A 21,930-nucleotide genomic window follows, 5' to 3' on the forward strand; every position below is an offset into this window, starting at 1 on the left:
GAGGATGTTTGAAAAGTCCTCTTGTTGGTATCGAAAAGTTATAGATCCCCCTAAATCCCCCGATAAATTGGGGGACTTTGATTCCAGTTCCCCCCTTAAAAAGGCTACCGTGTACACACAAGTTATCGAATTACTACCAGTTCTCGAATTACCCCACCCTAACCCTCCCCTTGTAAAGGGGAGGGAACCGGATTTTTCTTGTTTCCCCCCTTTACAAGGGGGGACTAAGGGGGGTAATAATTCGACTTGTGTGTACACCGTAGCCTTTTTAAGGGGGGTTAGGGGGGATCTAAACGTGCTTAAAATCACAGCAAAACACTTTTCAAACAACCTCTAACGCTTATAAATCTAGGGTTAGGTTTTGTTCCACAGATTATCAATGAGATTCGCAGCAAACTCGCAGAGATAACGCAGTCGATATACAGAATGTTGTGCAATCTTCCGTTGATTTAAAAGTGCGATCGCAAAGATTACAAATGATAGAAATATTGGGAAATTCTTGAACTCATTCATTCACAAGAGATAACAAGATGCAAAGTAAGCGAAATTGGAAATTAAGATACTGGATTATGGGCAGCTATGGGGTTCCCATTCTGGCGTTGATAATTTCTGCGGGGCTGATATTTATTAATATCAACCTGGTGAGTCAGCGAGCGCAGGATTTAATTTCTTCCTATAACGTTAATTCAGCGATTAATGCCCTTGCCACGAATGTACAGAGCGGTTCTAAGTCAGTTCGGGGCTATTTGTTAGAAAAAAATCAGACATCGTTTGACGAATACCAAAAATCTCAAAGAAGCTTCAATCAGCTTTTGTCAAAGCTAATGTCACTTGCCAGAACAGAGCAAGAGCAACAGTCATTAACCAGGCTAGAGGGGCTGCTGAATAATTTAATGGTTGTCGAGGATGATTTGATTGGCAAAGTGAATCAAAGTAAGGTTCAGGAAGCTATTGAAACCTGGAGTAACGAAAATGCCCGCAGTATGGTCGATCGCCTGACAAGTGCAATCAATGAAATTCAGCGCCGAGAAGACCAGAATGTGATTGTGGCTGCCAAGCAACAACAAGCAGCGCTTGATAAACTCAAGCTCACAATTATGTCCACCACTGGACTCTCCTTGCTGTTGTCAGTTTTGACTGGCATCTGGATAATTAGCCGCACTGCTCAACGGATAAATGAATCAGCCAGTGCGATCGCCACCTCGACGGCTGAAATTGCCGCCACAATCGAGCAACAAGAGCGCACTGCTAACCAACAGGCAGTCTCGGTCAGCGAAACCACCACTACAATGGACGAACTCAGCGCCTCTGCCCAACAGTCTGCCCAGCAAGCATCCACTGCCTCAACCAGCGCTCAACAGGTCTTAAATTTAGCAGATCAAGGCAATCAATCACTGAACCGCACCCTAGAAGGAATGGCAGCCTTGAGCCACAGAGTCAGTGCTGTAGCAGACCAAATGCTGCGCCTGAACGAACAAACAAAGCAAATTGGCAGTATTTCCGGGTTGGTGAGTGACTTGGCAAATCAAACCAATATGCTAGCGCTAAATGCAGCAGTAGAGGCAGTCCGCGCAGGGGAACAGGGCAAGGGCTTTGGAGTTGTCGCCGCCGAAATTCGCAAACTGGCAGACCGAAGCAAGAAATCGGCTGAAAAAATTAATGTGCTGGTCAATGACATTCAATCCGCCATCAACTCAACCGTTGTGATGACAGATGAAAGTACAAAAACTGCTCAACAGGGGGCGGCAATAACTAAGCAGACGGTAGAGGTCTTTACTAGTGTTACCGATGCCGTCAACCGGATGGTGTTGAATATTCAGCAAATCTCGCTAAACGCTAGCCAGCAATCTATTGCGGTTCAGCAAATTTTACAGGCAATGAATGCACTCAATAACTCTGCTAGAGAGACAGCCATCGGCATCAGTCAGACTCGCGTTAGCACTCACCAACTCAATGATGCAGCCTATAAACTACAGAGTGTTGTGTAATCGGGGCAGAGGGCAGGGGGCAGAAGGCAGGAGGAAATGACTTCTTCCTCCTGCTGTGAAGCTTACTAGTTTTTTAGAGTTACTGCGTAACGGAGAGTAAGTTAATTTTTACAGGTCGATGCAACAAAGGTGCAGGTCGATGTAACAAAGGTGCAGATCGAGAGATTTGTGTGTACACCGTAGCTTTATGGGGTCAATTTAAAATCTAAAATCCAAAATTGTGTGATGGCAATATCTGGAAATTCTTGAACTCATTCACTCACAAAAGATAACAACAAGATGGAAAGCAAGCGAAATTGGAGACTAAGATACTGGATTATTGGCGGGTATGCCGTTCCCGTGCTGGCATTGTTAATTTCTGCCGGAGCGACGGTCATCAATATCAACACGGTGAGCCAACGGTCAGAAAATTTACTGTCTTCTTATGAAATTAATTCAACAATTGATGATTTGGTTGTTAGCGTGCAAAGTAGTTCTAAATCAACTCGGGGCTATTTATTAGAAAAAACTCAGCAATCGCTTGAGAACTACCAAGAGACACAAAAGAACTCCAGGGACTTTTTAGCAAAACTGATCGCACTTGCCAGATCGGAACAGGAGCGACAATCTTTAACCAAACTGGAAGAACTGGTGAATAAACAGCTTGTTTTTGAAGAGATCCTGATTGAAAAGGTGAATCAGGGCAAAGTCAAAGAAGCCATTGAAACCTGGAGCAAGGGGAATGCCCGCACTCTGGTTCAGGATGTCGTAGACATGATTGAACAAATGCAGCAGCGAGAAGATCGGACTTTTGCAACCGCCGCGCAACAGCAGCAAGAGGCGCTCAATGCCCTCAAGTTCACGGTGATATTAGCTAGTGGACTCTCCCTGGTGGTATCTGTTTTGATTGGCATCTGGGTCATTAGCCGCACTGCCCGCCAGATGAATGCCTCTGCCAGCGCGATCGCCGCTTCTACAACCGAAATTGCTACAACAATCGAGCAGCAACAACGCACTACCATGCAACAAGCTAGTTCTGTTAACCAAACCACCACCACAATGAATGAATTGGCGGCTTCCTCACGCCAGTCTGCCGAACAAGCAGAAGCCTCAGCCGCAGGGGCGCGGCAGGTGTTGTTGCTGGTAGACGGTCGCACTCAAGAGGGTGAGTTCAGCCAATCGAGTCTACGCGAGAAAGTAGGCGACATTGCCGCCCAAATTCTCCATCTAAACGAACAAACTAATCAAATCGGCACGATCTCCGCCCTGGTTAGTGACTTGGCAAGTCAAACTAATATGCTGGCACTCAACGCGGCAGTAGAAGCGGTGCGAGCCGGGGAAAATGGCAAAGGCTTTGCGGTAGTTGCTGCCGAAATTCGCAAACTGGCAGACCAGAGTAAGCAATCGGCTGAAAAAATTAATCTACTGGTCGTAGACATTCAAAAATCGACCAATTCCACCGTGATGGTGACAGGTGAAGGCACGAAAACCGTAGAAAAGATTGTGGATGCCATCAAAACGATCGCGATAAATGGTCAACAAATTTCCCTGACTTCCAATCAACAGGCGATCGCAGTGCAACAGGTGGTAGAAGCCATGAACTCGCTCAACATTGCCGCCAGAGAAACCGCCTCTGGCATTAGTCAAATTAAAGTCGGCACCCAACGCCTGAATGATGCTGCCCAAGAACTAAAAGCCGTTGTCTAAAAATATATTGGAGTTACAAATATGTTAAAAAATATGTCTCTGCATGGACGATTGATGGGTTCATTTTTGCTAATGGGCGGTATCGTCATGGTTGTAGGGTTTTTCGGCTGGCGGGGTACTCATCAATTAAGCAGCCATATCGACACTCTCAGTAATAACAGCCTCCCCAGCATCGACGGATTGTGGAGAGTTAATGAAGGGCAGACCCAGATACAGGCGGCAGAGCGAGCGATTATCAACCCCGAATTACCCTCCGCAGCCAAACAGTCTGAGTTAAATCGAATGCAGGCAGCCTGGAAGCAGATTGACACAGGTCTTGAGCAATATGAAGCCACGCCCCGCGCCCGCGAAGAGGACAAACTCTATCAGACGTTTAAGCAACAGTGGCAGGCGTGGAAGCAAGATCATGCTGCCTATCTTCAGACTTACCAGGATTTTGCCCAGTTGGGTGTTATAAACCCCACTGGCAGACAGCTGGAATTGACCAGCCAGAAGCGAGAAAATTCTCCAGAAATGAAGGTGGCGTTGTCATCAATAGTCAACAGATTTCACTCAATATCAACCAGCAAGCGATCGCCATTCAGCAAATTGTCTCTGCCATGAATGACTTGAATATTGCTGCGCGTGAAACTGCCAGTGGCATTAGCCAGATCCGCTCTGGTACTCAACAACTAAACGAGTCAGCGCAAGCACTCAAGGCAACCATTTAGTCGCTCAACCCTTACTATGGTTTGGTTAAAGGGGAAAGGGAAAAGGGGAAAGTTTTTGAATACATCCTTTACCCGCAACCCCATTCCCCAGACCACACTCGATTGTGAAAAATGCTTATCCGAACCTATTGGCTCAACCTCTAACTACTTAAAACTATGATGATCGATGATGAAGAACTGAGAGATGTTTTCAAAGTAGCCAGCGAAGAACACCTGCAAAACCTGGATGATGGATTGCTGCATCTGGAAAACCATCCCGACGATCTGGCTGTCCTGGAAGCCTTGATGCGAGAGGCGCATTCTCTCAAAGGCGATGCCAATATGCTAGGAATCAAAGATATAGGCACTCTGGCACATCAAATTGAGCATGTTTTGACTCAACTCAAGCAACAAGAAAACCCTGCATCCTCGTTGGGCAATGGCACAACAGACACGCCCTATGAACGCCTTGCTCATGCGATCGCCGCTATCCGCAAACTCGTTCATGAAGCCGTCACCGGAGAACCTGCCAGGGTTGATACCTTTTCTGTTCTGGCAGAATTGATGGGAGCAAGGGGAGCAGGGGTAGATGAGGGGGATGAGGGGGACAAGGGGACAAGGGGACAAGGGGATACGGAGAATGAAAAGATCCGCTCTGCATTTTCCACACTCCACACTCCACACTCCACACTCAGCACTCCACACTCTACACTCCACACTCCACACTCCACACTCAGCACTCTACACTCCACACTCCACACTCCACACTCCACACTCCACACTCAGCACTCAGCACTCAGCACTCAGCACTCTTCTAGCTACCGCATCGAAACCATCCGCGTAGGTACTCGCCACCTAGATACATTGATGACGCAAGCAGGGGAGTTAACTGTAACCAAAATTCGGATTGCTCATCGGCTGGGAGAAATTGAGGCGATCGCTAATTTGTGGGAAGAATGGAATCGAGATTTATTCACTAATCGGTTTGCGTTCAGCCGAGAGCAACAAAGTGATTTCGCCCTCCAACGTCTAGAAACTTTTCATCATCACTCTGAAAAACGATTAGAGGAATTGGGCCATTTGGTGAAAACCTTGCAGAGTTCCCTTTCGGAAGACACAACCCGACTGGAACAACTAAGTAACGATCTAGAAGAAGGTATTCGTACCCTGCGATTGCTGCCCTTTGCAACGATTTTCAACCTCTTCCCTCGGATGGTGCGCGATCTGGCGCAGCAGCAGGGAAAATTGGTGGAGTTAATCCTGGAAGGCAAAGACACCCTTGCCGACAAACGCCTGTTGGAAGAAATGAAAGATCCGCTAATGCACATTCTGCGGAATGCGATCGATCACGGAATTGAGCCACCACAGGAACGGGAACGGCTAGGAAAACCAACAACGGCAACAATTCGGCTCAGAGCTTACCAAACTCCCACTAACATTGTGCTGGAAATCAGTGATGATGGCCGGGGGCTTGACCTGGATAAAATCAAACAAATAGCAGTGAAACGGGGCATTTGCGGGGAGGAAGAATTAGCAGCAATGACTCCCAGCCAGATCCAGGCGTTGATCTTCGCACCGGGTTTTTCAACAGCCCCCCTGGTGACAGAAGTATCAGGACGGGGTGTGGGGCTGGATGTGGTGCAAACCAATGTCGAGAAATTAAAAGGTACGATTCAGGTAGAATCGTTTCCCGGGCTGGGATGTACACTGCGCGTCAATCTCGGTATCACCTTAGCAACCGCCCATGTCTTGATTGTGCAAGTGAACCAAATGCCCTATGCCATCCCAGTGGAGTTTGTGCAAACCGCCTGTTTGATCAAGTCAGAAGAGATTTTTCCCTTGGAGGGACGTGACACAATAATTCGGGATAGCCAACCCATTTCGATTGTGCAGTTGGCCGATCTATTAGAACTGCCCCCGATGCCATCTGGGTTAACTCAAGAAACGGCGCTTTCCTGTATTATTCTTCAGGTTGGGCAAGCACAACTGGGTGTAGTGGTAGATGCCTTAGTGGATGAGCAAGATGTACTGATTAAACCCCAAAGTCAGTTACTTAAACGAGTCCGCAATGTTTCCGGGGCAACAATTTTAGGCACTGGAGATGTGTGTATGGTGCTGAATTCCCAAGATTTGGTGAAGTCAGCCCGATCGCGATCGCAGTCCATTTCTTCTACCCAAACTCGTCAACTTGTGCCCACAAAACCAACCATCTTATTAGTCGAAGATTCTATTGCCACACGCACGCAAGAAAAGCGGATTTTAGAAACCGCAGGTTATCAAGTGATTACTGCTGTGGATGGTTTGGATGGATTGAACAAGCTGCGATCGCACACCGTTGATGCCGTTGTTAGCGATGTGCAAATGCCAAATCTCGATGGCTTGGGGTTAACTGCTAAAATCCGCCAATATCAAGAATATAGCGAACTTCCAATTATCCTGGTTACTTCCCTTGCCAGCGATGAAGATAAACGTCGGGGTGCGGAAGCCGGAGCCAATGCCTACATTATCAAAGGCAGCTTTAATCAAGAAGCCTTGCTGTCAACCCTTAAACGGTTAGTGTAGAGGTTTTCGGATGAAGAATAATTTTCTTGTAAAATCTCAACTTACTGTCAATTGATGAAAAACTCTGCCCCGATTCGCGTCTTTCTGGTGGAGGATTCGCTCGTCGCCTTAACCATCCTCAAGCAGATTCTGGCGAGTTCTCTAGAAGTGGATGTGGTGGGAACTGCTCCCAATGGTGTGGAAGCATTGGAGCGAATTCCAGCCGCACAGCCGCAGGTAATCTGCACCGATTTACACATGCCCAAAATGGATGGACTGGAACTAACCCGCCGGATTATGGCAGACTATCCCCGTCCCATTCTGGTAATCAGCACCTCCGTCAACACTCAAGAAGATTCTCGCAATGTTTTTAAACTGCTGCAAGCGGGTGCTTTGGATGTTTTTCCCAAACCCAACATTGACTCACTTTCAGACTATGAACAAGTCAAGCAGGAATTAATCAACCGGATCAAAGTTCTGGCAGGGGTTACAGTCTTTACTCGCCACACTTCCCGTGCGACGGTAGAACCCAGAATGCATCCTCTTAGCCCTAAAAAAAAGCCAGAACCATTTAGCCCAAACCCTGTCAGTAACTCACAATTCCCCATTCGTAATTCCCCGTTTTCCCTGCCGAAAGTCGTGGCGATCGGAGCCTCCACAGGCGGTCCCCAGGCATTGTACGCGATCCTAAAACAACTACCTGCAAACTTTCCCGTACCCATTCTGTGCGTCCAACATATCAGCGAAGGATTTCTGCAAGGACTGGTAGATTGGCTAGCAGCAGAATGTTTCCTGCGCGTGACGATCGCCCAACCGGGAGAATTTCCCAAACCGGGTACTGTCTACTTTGCTCCCGAACGACAACACCTGCAACTCGACACTCAAGGGCGATTAATTACCATCAGCACTCCTGCCGTTTCTGGGCATCGTCCCTCGGTTACAGCTTTGTTTCAAGCCGTTGCCACCTGCTACCCGCGATCGGCGGTTGGTATTTTGCTGACTGGCATGGGACGGGATGGCGCAGATGGATTACAAGCGATCGCTCAAGCCGGAGGCACTACCATTGCCCAGGATGAAAAAACCTGCGTTGTCTTCGGGATGCCCAAAGAAGCGATCGCTCTGGGAGCCGCCCAACATATTTTGGCGATCGGCGAAATTGCTCCCATGCTATTGAATCGAATCTCCAGTTATAAGCTGGGTTAGGTGTAGCTATAACCCATCAATGCTATCCATGTCCAAATGCCAAAATCTGAGCAGCACTCAGCTTAAAACTAGGAATAACTGTCGATGCCAGAGGGGTGTCGCCCATATAAATCGTGTCTTCATATTGCCCGTTCACCCATAAGCACAGCGTCACTTGCTGTATTTCCGGGTCAATAATCCAGTATTCTGCAATCCCTCGCGCCGCATATTCTGTGCGTTTGTAACGATAGTCTCGATTATGGTTGTCTTGTCCAGGTGAAACCACCTCAACCACCAAGATTGGCGGTGGCATATCTTGGGTAATTGTGTTGCTACGTTGTCCTGCCAGCGTTGCGTATCCTTCCTCACTCAGTATGGTCAGATCGGGTAAGCGCACCTTTGCTCGTTTGCCACTCACCACAATTTCCATATCTTTGAGGTTGATCAACACAATCGAAATGTATTTTGCCAATTCCAACATGAGGAGTTTGGCAAACTTGCAGTTTTCTGGGGATTCAGTCAGCACTTCTACTAACTCTCCATCTACAAGCTCATAGCGCGTGTCAGTACCGTCGTCATAGGCAAGGTATTCCTCCATTGTCATCAACTTGGGGACTTTGGGTGCAGTTTGAGTCATGGCTAGGAATCTCCGCGATCGCCGCCGCAAGGCTGTCAGGATAGAAAACTGGCTGTGCCAATCTTAGCAAATCCTCATTCTGCGCTAATGTTTACCCATTGCACACTGTTAAGCTAAACCACTTCTAATTTGCATATCTAAGATTTATATAACTGTTGTGGAGTGGGCAGCGTTCGACTGAACTTCGACAAGGGTTACAGTGAGCCTGTCGAACTGCTCAGTTACCGCGCTCACACCGAAGTCTGATGAACAAGCAGATCAGGAGCCAATAAATTTTCGTACAGCTTCGCGCAATTGTTCAGCATCAAAAGGTTTGATCAGATATTCTGTTGCACCCGCCAGATGACCCTTCACTCGGTCGAAGGGGGAATCTTGAGAAGTTACCATAATCACGGGCAAATGCTGAAATTGGGGCAGGCTCCGCACCGTGCGGCAAAACTCCAACCCGTTTACATCCGGCATCTGCACATCCAATAGCAAGACTGAAATCCGTTGATGATAAATGACCGACAGAGCATCAACCGCGTTAGCGGCTGTTATTACTTGATAGCCCGGTTCTAACGCTCGTTTAATCATTTGATGAATCACAGGGCTATCATCAAGCGCGAGAACAATCGGTGAGCTTGTCGTACCATTTGACATACTTTACAAGTCGATGAGTCAATCATTGTTGGCGTTTAGCCTAGCATTCCCAAAGGAAGACTTGAACAATTGATATTGTGATAATTTTATACACACTTCAAGTACTTTTAACCAGAGGCTCAACCGGAATTTGAATCAAGAACTCGCTGCCTTTCCCAAGTTCTGAGGAGCATTTTAAAATGCCGCCATGTTTTTCAACCACAATTTGGTAGCTGATGGACAGTCCCAGCCCCGTTCCCTTGCCAATGGGTTTGGTGGTGAAGAATGGATTGAACAGTTTTTGCTGGGTTGTTTCTGTCATGCCAGAACCGTTATCTCGAATCCGAATCACTACACTATCTGCGTGGGAAAATTGGGATAGATCGGAATTACCAGATTTTTCTCTACTAATGAGTTCTGTTTGAATGGTAACCATCGGATTAGGCGTTTCATCTAAGGCATCGATCGCGTTACCTAAAAGATTCATAAATACTTGATTCAATTGCCCCGCATAACAATCAACAGGCGGTAAATTGTCGTATGCTTTAATCACTTGAATCTCAAACTTGGCACTAGTTAATTTCAACCGACTCTTCAAAATTAACAACGTGTTGTCAATCCCTTCATGGATATCCACAGGTTTCATCTCTGCTTCATCCAGACGCGAGAAGTTCCGCAGAGATAGGACAATTTGCCGAATTCGTTCTCCACCCATTTGCATCGATGACAATAGATTAGGCAAATCTTGCATCAAGAAATCAAGATCGATGGACTCTATCTTTTCCTGAATAGCATCAGTTCCATTGGGATAGGTTGCTTGATAAAGATGCAATAATTCCAGCAAATCCCGAACATAGTTGGTTGCATAAGTAATATTACCGTTAATAAAGTTAACCGGGTTGTTGATTTCGTGGGCAACTCCGGCCACCAATTGTCCCAGGCTCGACATCTTCTCTTGCTGTACCAGTTGCATTTGGGTTTCCTGTAACTGGCTCAGTGCATTCCCCAGATAGGTGGCTTGAGTTTGAGCGGCAAAGGCGGTTGCTCGTGTTTGGGCAAATAGTTCTGCCTGATCGAGAGCGATCGCTACTTGATCGGTGACAGCTTTGAGTAACCGGACTTCGCTATCAGTCCATTGGCGCGAACCGCGACAGTGATGGCAAACAATAGCACCCAATTGACCAGAATGGGTTCTCAGTGGCAGCAACAGCACCGAGGTTACTACCAGTTGACGCAACAGGGCGCGATCCTCCAAGGTGAGTGCCTCTGAGGTAGTAGAAACATCCTCAATCCGTAGCATATCTAGATTTAAGATAGTTTCTGCCAGAATGGAGCCTGGCCCAAGGGAAAGTTCTCCCAACACCATCTGAATCTCTGGGTTAGTCGCTTCATGAGTCACCATAAAGTTGAACCGATCTTTGTTGGGCAGACACCACACAAAGTCACAGCGATCGACTTGCAACAGAGTATGAATTTCATTCACTGCCGTTTGTAAAATCGTGTCCAGATCCAAAGAATTACGAATTTGATTTGCCAGATTAAACAGAATTGAATCTTGTTGACCAACCAATTCCTGAGTAATCAATTGCTGTTTTAGTTGTTTGATTTCCGGGAGCATTTGACGCAGCTTTGTGGTGTTGCGCTTTAGCTCCAATTGCGCCACTACTTGATGGCTGAGTGTCTGCAATCCTTTCTGTTGTTTCTGGCTCAGATCGCGCGGTTCAAAGTCCATGACGCAGAGTGTACCCAGAACGCAACCGCCAGCCGTTACCAGGGGGACTCCGGCATAAAATCGGATATTGGGAGCATTTATAACGAAGGGATTGGTGGCAAAGCGGGGATCAGCCAAGGTATCTGGAATCACAAATACATCTGACTGGCGAATGGTGTAGTTACAAAATGTGAGGTCTCGTCGAATTTCTGTTAATGTGATTCCCACCTTAGACTTAATTAACTGGCGATCGGCTCCAATAAAACTCACTAGTGCCATTGGAGTTTGGCACAGATCGGCCGCCAGTGCTGTCAAGTCATCTAATGCCCGATCGGGTACAGAATCCAAACCCTGAAACTGATACACTGCTTTGAGGCGTGTCAGTTCGCTGGTGCAGGGCATCGTTGTACAAGAGAGCATGGAATCAAGTAGTAATTCAGGGATTTTCATAGTTTTATTTTTATTGAGGTGCGATCGCCAATTTGACGGTGAAACAGGTGTTTTTGATGGTGCTTTCCGCCGCGATCGCGCCAGCGATTTGTTCCACCAACTTCTCGATCCTTTGAATAACATAATGAGAGTTCCAGCCGTTTGAAGTGACTGAAATCACGGAGTATATTAATCGCGTTGGCGTAGCGTCTTGTAGAGAGCGTCTGGGGTTTCCACGCCAGTTCCTAGAACGGGGGGAACCCCCGGAACGGACTGGCTCCCCATGAGCGACTGCCGACGCAAAGGCGCTAAGAATCTAAATTCTAGATTTTTAAAACATTAACTTTCATATCATGTCCGGCTAATTAGTTATAATTCCCGAATCTATGCAAAAAGACCAAAAACCCTTCCCCTTTGCCCCTCGGTCATTGAGCTACCTGCCCTGAGCGTAGTCGTAAAGCCTGCGGCATAGCTACGCTTAAGGCGCAGCCTCTCGTAGAGAAGGAAGCCGAAGTGCTGCCCCTCTGCGGTCTTAATGATAAGTCTTTAATCGGACACGATATCACACCCTATTCAAAGCTTTATTCAAAGCTTTAAGAGTAGGGATAAGCCTAACGCCGCAAAAGAACCTCCCAGGTAGAGCCACCAACTACACCGTCAGGTTCTAAGCCATAGCGCTTTTGTGCTGCTTTTACCGCTGCTTCGGTTGTCTCGCCAAAGTCTCCATCGGCATTACCTTTCAAGAAACCAAGCTTTTTCAGTTGTTGTTGCAACTTAACAACTTCAGAACCACGTAATCCTATACGCAAAATTGGTAATCCTTCTGAGGTGTATTGAATACCAGGAGTTCGTTTTGTAGTTGTGTTTGACTGAGTTCTAGTAGTTGATGTAGTACGCTTCGGCGGTTTCTGTGTGCTAGAAGTCGTAGTTTTTCTGGGAGTAGCAGGTCTTGGTTCAGGGTTGGTCGTAACTTGGGTTACAGCTTTTTTTGGAGGAGTAGGTTTTGGTCTGGTCGGAACTTGTGTTACAGCTTTTTTTGGGGTACTAGGTCTTGGTTCTAGTCTGGTCGGAATTTGTGTTACAGCTTGTCTCGGAGGGTTGGGGTTGGGATTTGCAACGTTGGTGAGGTTACTAGCCTGGGTGGGAACAGGAAAATTTGTAGCTGAGTTAAATCTTGGTTGGGATGAAGGGACGATTGATGCTGCTACTGGCTGATTAGGAAAAAGTCGTTGCCAAGTGCTGGCATCAACAACGCCATCTGGATTCAAGCCAGCTGCTTGTTTAAACCGAGAAACAGCACTAGCTGTATTCTCACTATAAATACCATCTACTGCACCAGAATAAAAACCCAAAAGTTTTAGAGCTGCCTGAAGTTCAGATACACGTTCGCCTTGGCTACCAACTTTCAGGCTAGGACGGTTAATACTATCTTGAGGATTTACTTGGGCAATTTTTTGTGGCGCTGCTATTGATACTAGAGCCGTTGAGGCAATGAGCAGAGGCGTAGCGGAAAACAAGAGTATTTCAATGGCTGATAAAGATTTAGACCTCTTTGGCCGTTTTTCCATTTTACAGCGATTTACAGTTGGATATAGTAATTTTAAGTAACTCAAAATACTTGCTGTCAGGCTGCGTTGCATGGAATTCACTCCCAGAATATTCTCATGCTAATGGTACAGCCGCTTGGTCTAAAAAACAGCTGCTGCATTTTACAATATGTCCGACAGGCGTGGCTGCGGCACATTCTCAGTTCGCGATCGCTCGATTAATTGCTTCTTCTTGACCAACCAAAGACAAGTAAGGCTCTTTTAAATACTTACAGGCTGAAGCGATCGCATCCTTGGCACTCACCGCCGCAATCAATTCTTGAAACTTGGTGTCAAAATCAATTCCTAAGCCCAAAATTTCATACCAGCCGTATATCTGAGCAATTTGCCCGTTCGTTTGTTTACCTAAAGCGTATTGCCCCAATATCTTGTTTTTAGCAGCTTGGAGTGCGCTTTCGGATACTTCAGTAGTACACAATAAATCTACTTCTGTACGCAGTCCTTCTAGGGCAATGCTGGTATTCTCCGGTGCTGTACCGATATAAACTACAAAGGACGCTGGAAAGAGCCTTGTGGAGTAAAAGGCAGATACTTCGTAAGCTAAACCTCGTTTTTCCCGCAATTCGACGAACAAGCGGCTAGAAAGCCCATTTCCCAAGTAGGTACAGAGCAATTTTAATGGAGGGTAGTCTACAGAATTCACTGATGTTCCTAAATAACCAAGCATCACGATTGATTGCTGTGTCTGTACTGGCTTGAGCCTTACCTGCGGTTCTATCTTAATCTCAGGTAAATTCAGTATTGGTAGTGCTTGGGCTGGCGCTTGCCAATCAGCAAAAACTTCTTCCACCAACGTTGCTGCATCTGTGGGTGTGACTCTCCCAGCAATGCTAATTACTACATTATCTGGGCGGAAATAAGTTTGATGATACTCCACTAAATCTGCACGAGTTAAGCGGCTCATAGTGGTTTCATCTCCTAGCACTGACATCGAGTAGGGATGATTTTGGTACATTACCTGTCGCATTTGTTCAAAGGCGACATTGAACGGTTGCTCTTTTTGAGAACGAATATCTTGGAGTGCTAAACGCCGTTCTAGTTCCACTTGAGTTTCGGGAAAAGTCGGCGATCGCAAAATCCGCCCTGCCAATGTTAAAATTTCCCCAAAATCGGATGTTACCGTTTTGAAAGATAGCAAAAAATAATCAGTGCCAGCATCCGCACTCAAACTCGCCCCTACAGACTCAACTTTTTCTGCAATTTCCAAGCTAGAAAGTCCATCACATCCTTTTGTCATCACTGCTGATAACAAATGTGCCAATCCTGCTTGCTCCCGGTTTTCGTTACAACTACCAGCACGCACAAAGATTCGCGCTGCAATAATGTCCGCAGCCGGATTTTCTGCCACCAGCACAACAAGTCCATTGTTCAATACGGTGCGATGGATGGGTGATTTTTGCAGCAAGGTTGTCATTTATCATTTGTCCTTTGTCATTTGTCATTTGTCTTTTGTCATTTGTCATTTGTCATTCGTCTTTTGGTAATGACTAATAACTAATGACTAACATGGTTTAAGTATCGTAACTGCGTAATTCTGTGGCGATAGATACTGTTTAGCTAATTTTTGCAGTTCTTTGGCATCAAAAGACTGAATCTGCTGGGGATATGTCACAGCTAATTCCGCTTGGGCAATGGTATTGTAATATCCATAAAGCCCTGTAAGTTGATTTGGTGTTTCGGTAGAAAACGCATACTCATTACATAGCAACCTGCGTGTGCGGGCAAGTTCTTGTTCGCTAATTCCTATAGTCTGCAAATCATCCAAATGAGCGCAAATTAAAGATTCAACTTTCTCCAGATTTTCTGGTTCTAACCAGGCAGTAATTGTAAATAAACTTGATTCTCGTTGTAGAGAAAAACTACTGCAAATTCCCTGTACCAATTGCAAATCTTCTCGTAAATCACGCACTAAACGCGAAGTCCGCCCTTCTGCCAATAACACTGACAAAAAATCTAAACCATAGCCAGTACGGATATCTTCTACCCCTGGTACCAGCCAAGCCATCAACAATCGCGCTTGCTCTATGCGTGGTAAACACAATTCTTGACGATGAATTCCGGCGATCGCTGGCTTTGTGACTTTCTCAAACTGCGGACAATTCGAGCGTTCGGCAAAATCAGTAAATGAATGATTTACCATTTCCCAAGCTGGTTGCTGGGCTATACCCCCGGCAATTACCACCGTCATGTTTTCCGGCTGATAGTGGGCGTGATGAAAACAGCGCATTGCTTCTGGCGATTGCTGCATCAGTTCTTGCTCGGTACCCAACACTGAACGTCCGTAAGGGTGATGCGGATAGATGCTTTGAATTAGAGCTTGAAATCCTATCCAGTCGGAATCGTCCTGACATGAGCGAATTTCTTCTAGGACTACATCCCGTTCCCGGCTAAATTCATCTTCTGGAATTGCCGCATTGAGTAGTAGTTCTCCCAGGTAGGGCAGAGTATCTTTTAAATAAGGGGCAGCTGTAGTGAGTGAATAATGAGCATAATCATAGCTTGTCGCCGCATTACTCACGCCACCCCGGTTTTCAACTTTGGAATCGAACATTCCAGGGGGTAGCGTCGCCGTACCTTTAAAAATCATGTGTTCTAAAAAGTGTGCCATGCCAAACCACGGTTTTGGCTCTAAGCTGGCTCCAGCACGCACCCAAACATCCGCCACAACTACAGGAGTAGTAGGAATTTCTTGATGAATAAAAGTTAAACCACTGTCTAGTCGGAAGATCGAGGCTGGAAATACGGTATTAGTTAGTTGTTTTAACAATTTTTTGTAGTTTTGACCACAATTTAACGCAATTGTGTCATTCTAACTCTGAACGCTACCTCATTTAGAATCAAGTTATACAGATTTAGAAGAATTATGCGATTGCTGTTCTCCAGATTACCGAAAAATTAGAAGCGTTATGCATTGAGAGGAAAATCACAAATTAGTTAAAATACTGGAATCTCAATGACAAATTCTGTTCCTTCGCCAAGCACAGAATTGCAACTCAACCGCCCATCATGGGTTTCTTCGACAATTTGACGAGCGATCGCGAGTCCCAATCCCGTACCTTTGCCAACTTCTTTAGTTGTAAATAGGTGGTCAAAAATCCTTGCTCTAGTCTCTTCTGGTATTCCCTGACCGTTATCTTTGATGCGAATTGTCACTATCTTTTGGTCACTGGATACTTCGGTGTGAATCAGTATTTGCTGAGGTTCGGCTTCCACTTGAGCAAAATAACGCCCTTCAATGGATGTATCTAAGGCATCAATTGCGTTAGCCAGGATGTTCATAAATACTTGATTTAGTTGTCCTAAAAAGCACTTAACAGGTGGTAGTTTTCCGTATTTAGTGATAACTTCAATTGCTGGACGTTTTTCGTTAGCTTTGAGGCGATACTTCAAAATCAACAAAGTACTCTCAATCCCTTCATGGAGATTACAAGCAACTTTTTCGGTTGTATCGGCTCTGGAGAAGGTGCGAAGGCTGGTACTAATGTCTTCAATCCGTCCTGAAGCTACTTTCATCGAGCCTACTAGCTTTGGTAAGTCTTCAGTCAGGAATTCTAGGTCAATTTCTTCGCTATGCTCAATGACTGCGATCGCTGGATTAGGATAATGTTCTTGGTAGCATTGGATATGAGCGAGTAAGTCTTGAATATACTCTTCGGCATTGTTGACACTGCCTTTGAGAAATCCAATAGGATTATTAATTTCATGTGCTACCCCTGCAACCAAGTTGCCCAAGGTTGCCATTTTTTCATTTTGCACCATTTGTAATTGGGCTTGTTGGAAATTTTGCAGCGCTTCTTCTAAATCCTGAGATTTGTGCCGTAAATCAGCTTCAGACTCTTGTAGTGCGGCTTCAGCAAGTTTGCGTTCGCTAATATCTATGATTACGCCATCCCATATAATCGAGCCATCAGCTTGTCGCTCTGGTTGGGATGCACCTTGAAGCCATTTCACGGTTCCTGAAAGTGTGATAATTCGCCATTCGTGTCGAAATGGTGTGATATTTTCAGCAGAGTAGCTCATCGCCTGCTGAATGCTGGCAAAATCATCTGGATGTTCCAGAGAACGGAGACTTTGCGTTCCTGTCATTATTTCTTCTGCTGTCACCTCATAAAGGTTGTAGCAGCCAGAACTGACGTAAGGCATTGAAGCTGAACCGTCAGGATTTAAACGTAGTTGGTAAATTGCCCCAGGAATATTATCAGCGAGTTTCTGGAAGCGGGCTTCGGTAGCACGAAGTTGAGCGATCGCTCGCTCTAGTTGATGGGCATAATTTTGAGATTCTTGATAAAGACGGGCATTTTCTAGAGAGATGGCGGCTTGAGCGCATAGCAGTTGAATTACTTCAGTGCGATCGCTTGTAAATGCGCCAATCGTCAACTTATTTTCCAGATATAGTAACCCGATTAATTGGCCATGATGCAAAATCGGCGTACACAACACACTCTTAGGTTGTTGCTGCATCAAATATTGGTCAGTAGTAAAATCGTTTTTTACTGTTGCATCATCCAGCACCACAGTTTTTAAGCTGTGTTTGACATAGTTTACCAATGCGATCGGAATGTTTTGGCTGCTTGACAATGGTATAGATACTAGAGTCACCCCTTCATTGATAGTGGCTACAGCTTTAACCACTAAGTTGCCCTGTTCGAGTACAAGTAGGGCAGCTTTTTTCGCTCCAGCATTTTCCATCACCACTTGCAACAGGGTAGTAAGTAATTGCTCTAGTTGAATTTCACTGGAAAGAGCTTGTGAGACTTTAAAGATGGTGGAAAAATCGAGGGCTTCAGAAATACTGCTGCTAGAAAGGTTTGTGTGGATGGTTTGATGTGGAAATGATGACGCATCGACAGTTGAACTCAGTTGAAAGCGATGATGCTGCCCTTGCAAGATGGGAGCCAGGAGTTGAGGATAGCGTTTTTCTAAGTCTTCAGTTTTGGCTTTAGCACCCCAACGAGCATAGCAGTAATAAGCTTCTTGCATATAAACTTGGGCGATTTTTTCTTTGCCCCATTCGAGGTAGAACTTGGCAGCAAGCTCATTGCTCAAGGCTTCTTCTTGGATATATTCGTTTTCTTTTGCAAGAGTTATGGCGCGATCGTACAATTCTATTGCTGCTATTTTTTCGCCTAAAACCCGATGGCGTTCTGCTTCCACCAAATCAAATTTGTGCTGAAAATTCATCGGTGCAAAGTTGGCTCGAAACTGCAATTTTTCTTGATTTTCGCCAACCTTTAAGAGTAATTGCTCCTGTTGAGACGGTTCAGCCGTTGGATATACAGCCAGCCGAGATAAAGAATCGTAGTAGTAGAAGACAGGCACAGATAGCATTCCTATGCCACCGTTGAGGTATTGCTCTCCCTGATTTGCATTCTCAACCGCCGCAGAAAAATTCTCAAACAAATAACTGAGTATTAACTTACTTAAGAAAAATATATGGAGTGTTAATTCGTCCTTTTCTTGGAGGAGCGCAGATAAGAGTTCTTCCTGACAATCTTCACCAATCAGGGAGTCTGGATAGTCGCTATACTCGGTGAGATTTTTAATGGTTTGAGAGACGATATTAGACCAATTTAATAAGCGTTGATTTTTGGCATAATTAGACTCGTAGGCTTTGATATCTGCTAAGAGAATTTCCAAAACTTCTGTGCCACTTAAATAGACATAGAATAACTTGAAAATCATCGATGCCAGCACATGAAAAAAATCGCCTGTTTCTAATCCAAGGCTATGGGATTCCTGTAATAAACTAATTGAAGTGCGAACATGTTGTTTATTACATTGATTCAATGCACCCACCTTAAATAGAGTCATGCTTTGAACAGATTTTGCTTGAAGTCTATCCACAAGCATTAAACCTAGTTTGCCAAATTCGTAGCCTGACTCGAGTTGGTTACAAGTATTAAGTACAATTCCAAAATCTGCATACCCCGGTGCAGAGAGTGGTGCATTGCCATATTTAAGAGATAAATTCACTTCTTCGCAGGCAATAATTGGGAACAGATAAGGGGCAGTTTGGTGGATGGCGGGAGCAATGCTAGCCATAATCCGCAAAGCAACCAAAGCTTTGGTATCATCCATCAATGGCAAATCAACTAAGCCCTCAATACTTCTGGCTGCCAAAGTCGAGAGCGTGTTGAATACATATTGCTGAATGTCTGGAGGTGTTACTGATTCAGGTAATGTTACCCCAAGTTGAGCGAGAAGTTCACGCCCAATTGCGATCGCTTTGAATGATTGATTCCGCACCTGATAAGCTTGGAGTTGCACTTCATAAACTTTCACTCTATCCAGTAAGGTGGTTGTTTCTTCAATGACAACCTGGATAAGAGATTCCATCTGCTCAAATTCATTATTGAGAAAAGCAGCTTCGGCTGCTTCCTCGTATAAACTTCGAGTCAATTCGTAGGCGATTTTCCAACTATTAATCGGTAGCAGCTGCATTCCAGAATACAAGTAATGAATTGCTGCACTATAAGCGGTAGCTTCTTTTGCTTTTCGACCAGCATTCAGATTTAACTGAGCTAATTGTTGACGTTCAGTCGGCTGGCTAATTAGCAATATTCCCCGATTTAACTGACTGACAATCTCAAAAATTCGCTCTTCTTGCTGTGATTTAGAGGTATTTTGTAAGAGTAATTGACCAATTTTAAGATGGGTAAATTGTCTTTGCTCACCTGGAATCAGAGAATAGGCAGCTTGTTGCACACGGTCGTGTAAAAATTTGTAGATGGGGACTTGGAAATCATAATTTAATGGATTTGAGTCAGAATCATCTCCACTATATTGAAAGAATTTATAAACTTCAGTAGTAGGTAAAACTAATCCTTCTTGCAAAGCTTTCCATAAAGATGCTGCCGTTTCGGTTTCCGATTGTTCAGAAACAATTGCTAAGGTTCGCAAATCAAACTGGTTGCCAATGCACGCGGCTAATTTCAATACATTTTGCGTTGTTGTTGGCAATTTCTGCAACTGTAGTGCTACGAACTCTACTACATCATCTGTCAGAGCAAGTGCCTTCACAGCAGAAATATCACATTGCCAGTACCCTTGTTCCAAATTAAAACTAATTAGTCCCTCTTCATACAATGCTTTGAGAAATTGCGTTATAAAAAATGGATTTCCCTGAGTCTTTTGATAGATGAGTCGCGTTAGAGGTTGGGCAGTTTCAACTGAACAACTCAAAGTATCAACCAGCAATTGATTTAAACTAGCTTTACTTAACGGGGCTAAAGTAATGCTATGAATTGTGGCATTAGCTTTGCGAATATCCGTTAAAGTTAACATCAACGGATGCGCGGTAGATACTTCATTGTCTCGATAAGCCCCAATTAAAAGTAAAGAGCCACTTCCTGACTCGCTTATCAACAACTGCATCAATTTGAGTGATGCAGAATCAGCCCACTGCAAATCATCTAGGAAAATTACTAATGGATGTTCTTTTGTGGTGAATACCTGAATGAACTTTTGGAAGAGTAAATTGAAGCGATTTTGGGCTGCACTTGGTGAAAGTTCCGTTGCAGGTAGTTGTTGACCAATAATTTGTTCTAGTTCTGGAATTACTTCAAGAATAACTTGCCCCTGATCACCCAGCACTTGTAAAATTTTACTTTTCCAAGTTGACAATTGAGTATCACTTTCACTGAGCAATTGTCCCATTAAGTCTCGAAACGCCTGCACAAAAGCGGAGAAAGGAATATTACGATTAAATTGGTCATATTTGCCTTTTATAAAGTAGCCCCGTTGCCGGACAATGGGTTTGTGAACCTCGTTGACTAAAGCAGTTTTACCAATACCAGAAAAACCAGCTACCAGCATTAGTTCCGTCTGATTGTTGGTAACACGGTCAAATGCTTTAAGCAGAGTTTCAACTTCACGCTCGCGACCATAGAGTTTTTCTGGGATAATGAAGCGATCGCACACATCCCGTTGGGCAATTGGAAAACTGGCAATTTCCCCTGTTTCTTTTAGCTGGTCTAAACAATTTTGTAAATCATATTTCAGCCCAAATGCACTCTGATAGCGGTCTTCGGCATTTTTTGCCATCAATTTGCTGACAATAGATGAGAGTACAGGCGCAATTTGTGGATTAATCTCATGCACTAAAGACGGAAGTTTGGCAATATGACAATGTACCAATTCCATCGGCTCGTGCGATTTAAATGGTAATTGCCCTGTTAGTAATTCGTAAAAAGTTACACCTAGAGAATAAAAATCAGTTCGGTAGTCAATTCCCCGATTCATCCGTCCAGTTTGCTCTGGAGACAAATAGCCAAGTGTCCCTTCTAGCACATTAGGACTCATCAGTACTTGAGTTTCCCGTGGCAGTAGAGATGCAATGCTAAAGTCAATTAATTTAACTTCTTTAGTTTCTGGATTAATTAAAATATTGGCGGGTTTAATATCTTTGTGAATGATCCGATGACGAATTAGAATATCTAATGTATTGCACAGTGCGATCGCAATTTGTAAAAACTCTATCAGAGATTCTACCCTTCCCCCGACTACTTCGGCTTCGCTCAGTACAAGTCCCCATTCCTTCAAAGAAATTCCCCCAAAGTCTTCCATCACTAACACATAGCCATTATGATAGGGTTCCAGACTATAGGTTTGGATGATTCCAGGTAGATTCAAATTTTTGGCAATGGTGAACTGGTTGCGAAACTGTACCAATTCGCTGAAGCTGGGATAAGCAGTTTTCATCAGCTTAATCACTACAGATTTTTGGTCAGTTTCTCGATTAGCGCGATAAACCAAGGTTCGAGAACCGTTGTAGAGTTCTTTGCTAACTTGATATCCGGGAATGCTGACCATAGGGCTTAATTCTTGAAACCTCAGTATC

12 protein-coding genes are annotated in these 21,930 nt (G+C 44.8%); 5 read left to right on the forward strand and 7 right to left on the reverse strand.

Annotated elements, in window-relative coordinates; all coding sequences use genetic code 11:
* Positions 1-530 precede the first annotated feature (530 nt).
* The 5 genes from RMY16_RS16740 (at position 531) to cheB (ending at position 8,107) form a co-directional block, all read left to right on the forward strand.
* Positions 531-1,988: a methyl-accepting chemotaxis protein gene (locus RMY16_RS16740; RefSeq protein WP_322737347.1), complete on the forward strand. Its 1,458-nt coding sequence runs from the start codon at positions 531-533 to the stop codon at positions 1,986-1,988.
* Positions 1,989-2,267: 279 nt separating this feature from the next.
* Entirely contained in the window at positions 2,268-3,674 is a 1,407-nt protein-coding gene (locus RMY16_RS16745) for a methyl-accepting chemotaxis protein (RefSeq protein ID WP_322737349.1), read from the forward strand.
* Between the two features lie 21 nt (positions 3,675-3,695).
* On the forward strand, positions 3,696-4,277 hold the full coding sequence (locus RMY16_RS16750) for an MCP four helix bundle domain-containing protein (protein ID WP_322737350.1): 582 nt from the start codon (positions 3,696-3,698) through the stop codon (positions 4,275-4,277).
* 263 nt (positions 4,278-4,540) lie between these two features.
* Positions 4,541-6,925, forward strand: coding sequence for a hybrid sensor histidine kinase/response regulator (locus RMY16_RS16755; protein ID WP_322737351.1), 2,385 nt, complete (start codon positions 4,541-4,543; stop codon positions 6,923-6,925).
* A gap of 54 nt (positions 6,926-6,979) precedes the next feature.
* Positions 6,980-8,107: a chemotaxis-specific protein-glutamate methyltransferase CheB gene (gene cheB / locus RMY16_RS16760; protein ID WP_322737352.1), complete on the forward strand. Its 1,128-nt coding sequence runs from the start codon at positions 6,980-6,982 to the stop codon at positions 8,105-8,107.
* A gap of 22 nt (positions 8,108-8,129) precedes the next feature.
* Here the strand turns inward: cheB and RMY16_RS16765 are convergent, their stop codons facing one another.
* The 7 genes from RMY16_RS16765 to RMY16_RS16795 form a co-directional block, all read right to left on the reverse strand.
* A complete protein-coding gene (locus RMY16_RS16765; RefSeq protein ID WP_322737353.1) occupies positions 8,130-8,723 on the reverse strand; it encodes a Uma2 family endonuclease in 594 nt (197 codons plus the stop codon).
* A gap of 258 nt (positions 8,724-8,981) precedes the next feature.
* Positions 8,982-9,365: a response regulator gene (locus RMY16_RS16770; protein WP_322737354.1), complete on the reverse strand. Its 384-nt coding sequence runs from the start codon at positions 9,363-9,365 to the stop codon at positions 8,982-8,984.
* A 97-nt stretch (positions 9,366-9,462) separates the two neighbouring features.
* Entirely contained in the window at positions 9,463-11,628 is a 2,166-nt protein-coding gene (locus RMY16_RS16775; RefSeq protein WP_322737355.1) for a GAF domain-containing protein, read from the reverse strand.
* Positions 11,629-12,095: 467 nt separating this feature from the next.
* Positions 12,096-13,052 carry a peptidoglycan-binding domain-containing protein gene (locus tag RMY16_RS16780; protein WP_322737356.1) on the reverse strand — a complete coding sequence of 319 codons (957 nt, stop codon included), beginning with the start codon at positions 13,050-13,052 and terminating at the stop codon, positions 12,096-12,098.
* 178 nt (positions 13,053-13,230) lie between these two features.
* Entirely contained in the window at positions 13,231-14,505 is a 1,275-nt protein-coding gene (locus tag RMY16_RS16785; RefSeq protein WP_322737357.1) for a pitrilysin family protein, read from the reverse strand.
* Positions 14,506-14,592: 87 nt separating this feature from the next.
* Positions 14,593-15,858 (reverse strand): pitrilysin family protein, encoded by a 1,266-nt coding sequence (locus tag RMY16_RS16790; protein ID WP_322737358.1) that lies wholly within the window; start codon positions 15,856-15,858, stop codon positions 14,593-14,595.
* A 167-nt stretch (positions 15,859-16,025) separates the two neighbouring features.
* A complete protein-coding gene (locus RMY16_RS16795) occupies positions 16,026-21,902 on the reverse strand; it encodes an AAA family ATPase (protein WP_322737359.1) in 5,877 nt (1,958 codons plus the stop codon).
* Between the last annotated feature and the right edge of the window lie 28 nt (positions 21,903-21,930).

Source organism: Nostoc sp. DedQUE12b (genome assembly GCF_034530835.1).
Taxonomy (GTDB): Bacteria; Cyanobacteriota; Cyanobacteriia; order Cyanobacteriales; family Nostocaceae; genus Nostoc.

What these genes read in the sequence shown, in the direction of transcription:
- RMY16_RS16755 (WP_322737351.1), top strand. Translation starts at nt 4,541, where the DNA reads ATGATGATCGATGATGAAGAACTGAGAGATGTTTTCAAAGTAGCCAGC.
- RMY16_RS16750 (WP_322737350.1), top strand. Translation starts at nt 3,696, where the DNA reads ATGTTAAAAAATATGTCTCTGCATGGACGATTGATGGGTTCATTTTTG.
- RMY16_RS16795 (WP_322737359.1), bottom strand. Translation starts at nt 21,902, where the DNA reads ATGGTCAGCATTCCCGGATATCAAGTTAGCAAAGAACTCTACAACGGT.
- cheB (WP_322737352.1), top strand. Translation starts at nt 6,980, where the DNA reads ATGAAAAACTCTGCCCCGATTCGCGTCTTTCTGGTGGAGGATTCGCTC.
- RMY16_RS16780 (WP_322737356.1), bottom strand. Translation starts at nt 13,052, where the DNA reads ATGGAAAAACGGCCAAAGAGGTCTAAATCTTTATCAGCCATTGAAATA.
- RMY16_RS16765 (WP_322737353.1), bottom strand. Translation starts at nt 8,723, where the DNA reads ATGACTCAAACTGCACCCAAAGTCCCCAAGTTGATGACAATGGAGGAA.
- RMY16_RS16785 (WP_322737357.1), bottom strand. Translation starts at nt 14,505, where the DNA reads ATGACAACCTTGCTGCAAAAATCACCCATCCATCGCACCGTATTGAAC.
- RMY16_RS16745 (WP_322737349.1), top strand. Translation starts at nt 2,268, where the DNA reads ATGGAAAGCAAGCGAAATTGGAGACTAAGATACTGGATTATTGGCGGG.
- RMY16_RS16775 (WP_322737355.1), bottom strand. Translation starts at nt 11,628, where the DNA reads ATGTTATTCAAAGGATCGAGAAGTTGGTGGAACAAATCGCTGGCGCGA.
- RMY16_RS16740 (WP_322737347.1), top strand. Translation starts at nt 531, where the DNA reads ATGCAAAGTAAGCGAAATTGGAAATTAAGATACTGGATTATGGGCAGC.
- RMY16_RS16770 (WP_322737354.1), bottom strand. Translation starts at nt 9,365, where the DNA reads ATGTCAAATGGTACGACAAGCTCACCGATTGTTCTCGCGCTTGATGAT.